General features: G+C 37.5%; 8 protein-coding genes and 1 pseudogene. 6 read left to right on the top strand and 3 right to left on the bottom strand.

Annotated elements, in window-relative coordinates:
• Positions 1 to 210 precede the first annotated feature (210 nt).
• Positions 211 to 567, bottom strand: a complete 357-nt coding sequence (locus tag RRY75_RS04975) for a hypothetical protein (protein ID WP_332494321.1) — start codon at positions 565 to 567, stop codon at positions 211 to 213.
• A gap of 168 nt (positions 568 to 735) precedes the next feature.
• Between RRY75_RS04975 and RRY75_RS04970 the strand changes: the two genes are divergently transcribed.
• The 4 genes from RRY75_RS04970 (at position 736) to glmS (ending at position 4,025) form a co-directional block, all read left to right on the top strand.
• On the top strand, positions 736 to 987 hold the full coding sequence (locus tag RRY75_RS04970; protein WP_332494322.1) for a hypothetical protein: 252 nt from the start codon (positions 736 to 738) through the stop codon (positions 985 to 987).
• 10 nt (positions 988 to 997) lie between these two features.
• Positions 998 to 1,438, top strand: coding sequence for a MarR family winged helix-turn-helix transcriptional regulator (locus RRY75_RS04965; RefSeq protein ID WP_332494323.1), 441 nt, complete (start codon positions 998 to 1,000; stop codon positions 1,436 to 1,438).
• Positions 1,438 to 1,818, top strand: a complete 381-nt coding sequence (locus tag RRY75_RS04960) for an HsmA family protein (protein WP_332494325.1) — start codon at positions 1,438 to 1,440, stop codon at positions 1,816 to 1,818. The genes RRY75_RS04965 and RRY75_RS04960 overlap by 1 nt, the downstream gene beginning before the upstream one ends.
• A 377-nt stretch (positions 1,819 to 2,195) precedes the next feature.
• A complete protein-coding gene (glmS, locus tag RRY75_RS04955; RefSeq protein ID WP_332527438.1) occupies positions 2,196 to 4,025 on the top strand; it encodes a glutamine--fructose-6-phosphate transaminase (isomerizing) in 1,830 nt (609 codons plus the stop codon).
• Between the two features lie 205 nt (positions 4,026 to 4,230).
• On the opposite strand, the pseudogene RRY75_RS04950 reads toward glmS, so the two are convergent.
• Positions 4,231 to 4,539 (bottom strand): annotated as a pseudogene (locus RRY75_RS04950) (Fic/DOC family protein); the annotation flags it as partial.
• Positions 4,540 to 4,870: 331 nt separating this feature from the next.
• Here RRY75_RS04950 and RRY75_RS04945 point away from each other — a divergent pair.
• A complete protein-coding gene (locus RRY75_RS04945) occupies positions 4,871 to 6,046 on the top strand; it encodes a hypothetical protein (protein WP_332493398.1) in 1,176 nt (391 codons plus the stop codon).
• 107 nt (positions 6,047 to 6,153) lie between these two features.
• Positions 6,154 to 7,395, top strand: coding sequence for an MFS transporter (locus RRY75_RS04940; protein WP_332493397.1), 1,242 nt, complete (start codon positions 6,154 to 6,156; stop codon positions 7,393 to 7,395).
• Positions 7,396 to 7,467: 72 nt separating this feature from the next.
• Here the strand turns inward: RRY75_RS04940 and RRY75_RS04935 are convergent, their stop codons facing one another.
• Positions 7,468 to 8,415: a helix-turn-helix transcriptional regulator gene (locus RRY75_RS04935; protein ID WP_332493396.1), complete on the bottom strand. Its 948-nt coding sequence runs from the start codon at positions 8,413 to 8,415 to the stop codon at positions 7,468 to 7,470.
• Positions 8,416 to 8,543: the final 128 nt, after the last annotated feature.

Raw genomic sequence — 8,543 nt, 5'->3', positions numbered from 1 at the left:
CAGTATCTTTATATCTATGGGGAATAAATAAAATGCTTATAGTAGTTGATAAAAGGTGTGGCAGATAAAAGTAAGCGAGGATTTGAAGAGAAGATTTGAACAGAGAGATATGAACCTAAAAAGAGAGGGTGTTGCACTTGGCGAAAACCATGCAACATCCTCTCTTTTTAGGTTGTAAAACATCAAACATATACAAAGGGTACTCAACTCTTATTCTAGAATGAGCTTATCCTTAACAGTAATATCCCAAGAACCTACACTGCCTGAAGTGAGCAGTGAACCCATTCTAAAATCGCTACTGAGCTTATCCCCTTTTTCCACATCCTCATAAAATTGTTGATCTACAGGAATGGCAATTTCGACCTTATTCATAGCATCTTTAAGGTGCTTACTAAGGTCGAAGGAGAGATGGGATTGTTTTACTTCAATTACCACAATATGACGATTGCCTTGGTCGGTGCTATACAATCTTTCAATATCTCGGTTAGAAACAGAGCTACCACCACATCCAACAAGTAAGAAGAGCGTGCTTAAGCTCATGAGACTAATAAATATTAATTTTTTCATAGTATGTCCTCCTGGATAAAGGTGCAAACCTTCATGATTTACTACAAGATAACTTCATTATACCCTATTCTAATGAAGTATGCATGAATAAAAAATACTAGTTGACAAATAGTAGAAAGCGACATAGAATAAAGAAGTAAAATAGTTCGTATACGAACTAATGGAGATGTGAAGGATTTTACACCAAGATGTGGTAAAAGAACTTTGATGGTTCTAGCAGCATTGGTATGGATGATGGCAGGTATGATGATTATGGCATTTATGATGACATTGAGTATTGTAATCCGCTCCACTACTTTTATTAATCCCATTTACTGGGCACCTTTTTATATTGGGCTTAGAACAGCGCTTTTTGGTGGTGGCGTATGCTTTGGAATAGGCTGGATGAAGTGGAATAGGAATATAGAAAAATCCATATAGGGAGGCAATAATGGGGAGAGAGAAGAAAGATTTTGAAATGGTCATGTTGATCAAAGAGATTTATTCGAGTATGCACTGTCAAATTGGTCAAAGTATGAAAGAGATTGGACTGACACCTCAGCAGACGTTAGTGATTAAGCTTATTGCACACAACAAAGAGATGACCATATCTAGATTATGTGGGGAACTGTCTCTTTCTAAGGCAACGGTATCTGGTATTGTAAGTCGGTTAGAAGAAGCAGGATACTTACAAAAGGAAAAAAGAGATACAGATAAAAGGAATACGTACATTACCTTTTCAGAACAAGGAAGAGCGTTTGCCAAGACCTTTAGAGAAAGTATGAATACAAGTTTTAGTCAAGTTTTTGATAAGCTCAGTGCAGCAGAAGTTGCACAAATTACCGAAGCACTTCAACTATTAAGTCGTAAAATTAAAGAGGAGAAAATATAATGGATTCTAAATTAATCTTTGCAATTGTAACCATCACATTAGCATTAGTCGTTTATACTATTGGGGTATTTGGAGAAAGAAAAGCAGGCATACTTGCCAAGAAGCATGTCATCATTTTTTGGTTGGGTCTAGTATGTGATACTATAGGCACCTTAACAATGGGTGCCATTGCTAAAAGTGCAGAGGCAGTAGCTTCACCGCTGCATGGCATTACAGGTTTTATTGCTATCGTTCTCATGTTATTCCACGCAGGTTGGGCGACATGGGTACTGTACAAAGGAGATGCATCAAAGAAGCAATCTTTCCATAAGTTTAGTATTGTAGTATGGGCAATATGGCTCATTCCATACTTTATAGGCATGTACATTGGTATGCGCTAATAAGTAGAGCTATATTTTGTAGATGAATGAACGAGAGGTTGTTGCGAAATGCATAAACTCTTTATGAAAATGAATATTAACCCTACTAAATAGTAAAAGGGCTATAAAACGAGTTGATAATTTCTAGTTTTATAGTCCTTTTGTGACATTTTTTAGGGATTTGAATAAAATATAAAAGTAATCCATCTACAAGGGGGAAAGAAAAAGATGAAGCGCCAGAACTTGACAAGTCAAGTTGACGAGGGCTAGAGTGATCGAAAATTCGGCGGATGCTCTAGAGGGATCACACCCTAACAAGATGACAAAACTATAGGGCAACTTATAAGACAAAACATCTTGAGTGAGTTCCCCCTGATCAAATCAGGAGGTTGTAAAAGATGTGTGGAATTGTAGGATTTTATGGAAAACAAGATGCAATAGCAATTATTTTGGAAGGGCTTAGTGCCCTTGAGTACAGAGGGTATGACTCATCCGGTGTAGCTATATTAGACGAAAAGCATCTACTCAAATGTGTTAAGGAAAAGGGACGCCTGAAAGTACTAGAAGCTGTAGTCAAAGAAGAGCATATGGTAGGTAGCATAGGGATTGGGCATACAAGATGGGCTACACATGGGGTACCTTCAAAAGAAAATGCCCATCCTCACCTAAGTGAGGACGAAACGATAGCTGTTGTACACAATGGCATTATTGAAAATTATTTGGAACTAAAAGCAGAACTTGTAGAAAAAGGATATACCTTTGTTTCTGATACAGATACAGAAGTCATTCCTCATCTTATAGATTTATACGATGAAGGAGACTTTGAAAATGCTGTGTATCAAGCGCTTAGTCGTCTAAAAGGGGCGTATGCACTGGGGATAATCAGTAGTCGTTATCCAGATACTTTTATGGCAACAAGGAAAGAAAGTCCCCTTGTAGTAGGTGTGAAGGATGGGGAATATGTTGTAGCTTCTGACATTCCAGCAATCCTTAGTTTTACAAGAGATGTGTACTATCTAGATAATCATGAAGTGGTTATTTTAGATAAAGGTCACTTACGTATCCAAGATTCACAAGGTCATTTGGTGAATAAGACAGTGACTCATATAGATTGGAATAAAGAAGCCGCTTCTAAAAATGGATATAGCCATTTTATGATGAAAGAAATCTACGAGCAACCTACAGCTATTCGAGAGACACTTGGGAGACGTCTAGATGAAAAGGGGCATATTCATTTGGACGGGATTAAACTTCAAAAAGAAGATTTACAGCAAATAGATAAGATATATATTGTAGCTTGTGGAACAGCGTACCATGCAGGCCTTGTGGGAAAATATGCCATAGAGAAGTTGGCAAGGATTCCTGTAACTGTAGATATTGCTTCAGAGTTTCGATATAGTGACCCTTTTATAGATCGTAAAACACTTCTTATTGTCGTGTCACAGTCAGGTGAAACAGCAGATACACTAGCAGCCTTGAAAGAGGCTAAACGTAGAGGCGGCAGAATACTTGCCATCACCAATGTGGTAGGGTCTTCAGTAGCTAGAGAAGCCGATGACCTATTTTACACATGGGCTGGGCCAGAAATTGCAGTAGCTTCAACTAAGGCTTACACAGCACAACTAGTGGCCTTTTATATATTAGCTTTGCACTTTGCTTATACAAAAGGTACCCTTACTGAAGGAGGCTACACAGACTATATTCAAGAGGTTGAGGCATTAGGCACTCAGGTAGAAATCATCTTAAGTGAGAAAGATCACATTCAAGATGTAGCCCGTATATTGGTAGAAGCTACTAGTGCTTTCTATCTAGGCCGTGGTGTAGACTACACAACAGCTATGGAAGCAGCTCTTAAGATCAAAGAGATTTCTTACCTTCATACAGAAGCCTTTGCAGCAGGAGAATTGAAGCATGGAACCATCGCTCTTATTGAAGAAGGCACACCTGTACTTGCCATTGCAACACAAGACCACCTTGTAGAAAAAATGGTTTCCAACATGAAAGAAGTCAAAGCAAGAGGAGGCTATGTCATTGCCATTGCCAAAGAAGACACACCACATATTCAACAAGTGGCAGACCAAGTCATTGAAATTCCAAAGACAAGCGATCTACTCATGCCTATTTTGGCAGTTGTCCCTACACAACTTTTGGCGTATTACACATCTGTACTCAAAGGAAATGATGTGGATAAACCTAGGAATTTAGCCAAGTCTGTGACTGTGGAATAAGTGTAGAGTAGGTGATGGAAATAATGTATTGTTTTAGATAAATCATAGGAAAGTCCTAAAGCTTTAAGGTAAATAGGAACAAAGAATGCCCAAGTTTCATAATGATAGGAACAGATTTAATCATTATGAAACTTGGACGAGAAGGTCCTATTAAAGTTGAAAAAGTAAACAGCTTATAAAAAAACATATTGAGTAAAAAAATTACCAAAGTTTTTGATAAGCTGTCTTTTAGCATTAAGTCAACCCATATTCTTGTACTTCTTCCATTACCCTCTCTGAAAGGGTGAGCAATATTCATTTCGACATATTTTTCTATGATTTCATCGAAAGTGGATTGAGGCATTTTATCTATATGTTTCAAAGCAGCGTCTAAATACATCAATGGTGCAAAACGAAAATTCCCTTTTGCAATATTAACTGTTCTTAGTTCCCCTGCAAAGTTATAGATTTCATCTAATAAATACTTATGAATTTTAGCAAGAGAAGAAAATTTGCCCAACTTTAAAGTATTTAATATCCTTTTTTTAAAAAAGTTCGTATGCTTTTTTATATCTTTGTTTTTATACCAATTATCTCGTTATATCATTTCTTTGATTCTATTATACCATAGTATATATTGTTTTCACTTACCTTAAGTACTATACTTAAAAGAAGCGCAAATCTAACCTTACCGTTTAATAGTTAATAGAGTGAGTGCCTTCATATATGGAGGTACTATTTTTATATGACCAGACAGTGTCACTTTTTTACTAGCTAGTTTTATTTCATATAGCTAATAGTGCTTAGGATAGTACATGTGATAAAATACCTAATAAAGAAAACAAGCAGAATGAGGATGTGAACATATGGGCGGAAACTTTATAGGAAACTTACTGCGTATGGAGCGAATCAAACAAGACAAGGGGCAAAAGGAGATTTGTTATGGCATCTGTGTAGTGAGCTATCTGTGCAAAATTGAAAAGGGGCAGGTTAGGGCAGATGAGCAAATCGTCATGAAGTTATTTGCCAATTTAGGGATCACTTATTGCAACGATTCACAGCTATTAGAAGAGGGAAGAAAGCTGATAGAGCAGTATTATTATCAAATGAATTACGGACTGCCAAGAGAGGCTTTTGTAGAAGTGAAAGCACTAGGAGCGTGTTTGGGCTATAGTGAGCTTGGCCTAGATTATAGGTTGATTTGTGGACTAGAGGGAGAAGACGTATATGAGCTTGTAAAAAGCTGTAAGGATTGTATGACAGAAGAGCAGTTAGGGATTTTTTATTTGCTTACGCCTATAGAAAGTAAGTGGGAAGAAATTTTAGAAGCCTATGAAAAAGCCCATCGAATATTAGGGACAAGCTATAGTCTTTTGAAAGTATTCATCCCTTTGTATCAGTTGGGACACTACACTGAAATTCAAAGGCGGGCTAAGATTTGTAGGGAGCTAGCTGTAGAGGAAGGCAACACTTATATACTGGCACATACCTTTTTTGCACAGGCTGATGCATATGCGACATTGGACTTAGACGAATTAATGCTTGAACATTATGAAAGAGGCTTACGATTGATGCAACATACACATTGGCAAGGAGATGATGAGCCGGTGTATTATAACATGGGAGCTGTCTACCTCACTAAGAAGGACTATGAAAAGGCTATGATGTACTTGAACAAGATGACTAAAGAAAGTTTCTTGCTTTACCAGAAAAAGGCACTTGTCTGCATTCGCAGTGGGCGTTTAGAAGAGGTGCAGCTCTATCTAGAGGGTATGAAGACTTACATAGAAAAGGAAGATGAGTCAGAGGCACATCAGTTGATGTATGAGGAAGCCTTGATGGAGCTTAAAGAGGATTACTTAAAAGACCCTGACTATTTAGAGCTGATGGAACAGCTTATAAAAGTTCTTGAGCAGGAAAAACACTTTGGTTATATCTATTTTTATAGAGAACAAATAACGCAGGCTTATCGTAAACAAAAAAAGTATAAAAAAGCTTTTGAGTTTCAAGAAGAAATTTCTTCAAAAATGACGATGATGTAAGTTTAAATAGGTAAACAGAGTTGAAATTTCTCAAAATATATCTTTTTACATCTTTTTAATTCTAGGTTATGCTTGAATGAGAAAGAGATGAAGAAGGAGAAGTAAAAATGGGGAATAAAAAAGAGACTTTATGGACCAAGGATTTTTCGTGTATAACAGTGGCTACAATCTTGTCGGCGATAGGTGGAGAGGCAATGAATCTGCCCCTTAGCCTTCTGGTGTTTGATGAGACACAGTCCACCCTACTTGCAGCTATTTTATTAATATGCGGGATGCTACCCGATGTGATTTTGCCTATATTGGTTGCACCGATTATAGACAGGGGGAGTAAGAAAAAATGGATTGTAGGTTTAGACCTACTCATGATGGTTTTATATTTAGGCATGGGTGTATGGGCCACACAGATTGGATTTAACTATGGGATGTATATTGTCTTCGTACTGATGGTAGGGACTATTTCTGTCTTTTATAGACTAAGCTTTTCTGCGTGGTATCCAGACTTGATTCCAGTAGGATTTGAGCAAAAGGGGTTTGCAGTGAGTGGGATGCTTTATCCTTTGATTACCATTTGTATGGCACCTGTTGCAACCTTTTTGTATCAGCAAGTTTCTATAAGTATGATTTTTTATAGTGTAGCAGGGCTTACACTTATTTCAGTTATTGCAGAAATGTGCATTCAAGAAAAGAGATGTCATAGATCAGAAAAATATACATTGAAGATGTACTTTAAGGATATGAAAGAAGGCTTTATGTATTTGAAGCAAGAGCATGGAGTGAAAAATATTTATACCTATATGAGTATTACTTGTGGGGCATCAGAAGGGGTAACTGTTATGACACAAGCATATTACCAAACACAGCCCATGTTGTCTATAACCATGCTAGGTTTTTTGAAAAGTGCTGAAATGCTAGGAAGGGTGCTAGGTGGCATGATACAATACAAGTTTGTCATACCAGCCAATAAGCGTTATGCTTTTACCAAGCTAGTGTATACAGTCTACGATAGTATGGATGCCTTGCTATTGTTTATGCCTTATCCGTTAATGGTCGTAAACCGATTTTTGTGTGGGGCGCTTGGAAGTGCTAGTGCAACAATTCGTTCAGTAGCTATCCAGTCTTATTTGCCTCCCGACATACGTGCAAGGGTGCAGGCTTTGTTTAGTACTATATTTGCTGTAGGAGGGATAACCTTTCAGTTTGTAGCAGGTATACTTGGAGAGTTTTTGCCCTACCGCATGGTGGCCTTCTTACTGGGTACACTTACTTTGGTGAGTATGATTTGCTTGATTGTGATACCTAAAAAAGACAATGGTCCTATTTATGCAGCAGAAAGAACAAGTGTAGAGTAGGAACAATAGAAGCCTTGCAACGCCTTAAGATTTGAAAATTGCAAGGCTTTTTGTTTCAAGTGATACAGGCGTCTACTCGGTAGGTAGACTGCTATCATACATATGATAAAGCTTTTTGATATGATGTTTTAAGGCTGTGCGAACAAAGTCAGGCGATAGACATTCACATTGAGCACCAAAGCTTAGAAGAAGGTTATAACCCATAGCATCAGGTACAAAGGGAAAATTGACAATAAAGGTATGCCCATCACCTGCTTGGATATTTTCTTCACCGCAAAGTTCTATCATTTTTTCTAGAAGAGAGGCATCAATACGAAGCTGTATAGAAATGAGTTGTTTGTCAATCCAACCTTTTCCACTCAGGGGCAGGGGTGTAAAGTCACGGGGGATGAAGGTTGAGTTTACAATGTTTAGTCCGAATATGCGAGATAACTTGAAGATTCTAAAGTCGTTTTTTAAAGTACAGTGACCCTGCAAGTACCAGCAAGATTCTTTAAGGATGAGTTGATAGGGTTCTACAACCCGATTGGTTTTAGTGCCTTCTAAGTTATAGTAGTCAAATCTAACAAGTGTACTCGTGTTTAGTGCCTTTTTAAGTTTTTCTAAAGTAGGTATAAATTTTTTGTTGCCCATCCAAGTCGTAAGATCAATAGTAATTTGATTGGACTTAAGTAAGAGATCCTGCGCATACTCAGGAGGTAGAAGTGTTTTGAGTTTTTCTATTGTACCAATGAGTTCTTTTTGAGGCAACGTGGTTGAAATACTAGAAAGCCCCATTAAAAGGGACTGAATGTCCGAATCAGAAAAAAACTGTTTATCCACTTTATAAGCGGGTAATATACCAATGCCGCCTTCCACACCTGTGGTGGTGACAATAGGAATGCCAGCTTGAGCGATGGTATCGATATCTCGATAAATGGTTCTAGGTGTGACTTCAAATATTTCAGAAAGTTTGGTAGCAGTAGTTTTTTCACAGTTGAGAAGAATCATGATAATAGCTATTAGGCGATCCGTTTTCATAGGTAGAGGCTCCTTTGTGTAACTTATAGATTTAATTTATAACCCTGACATACTGTTGTCAAGATTAGGAAGATATAATGAGACAGTATTCGTTATAAAAATGAGGAGGCATACAAATGAAATTTATG

The organism is Niameybacter sp., assembly GCF_036655075.1.
Classification (GTDB): Bacteria; Bacillota; Clostridia; order Lachnospirales; family Cellulosilyticaceae; genus Holtiella.
The sequence above is the reverse complement of the archived record's forward strand: the minus strand, read 5'-3'. Positions and strand labels throughout refer to the sequence as shown.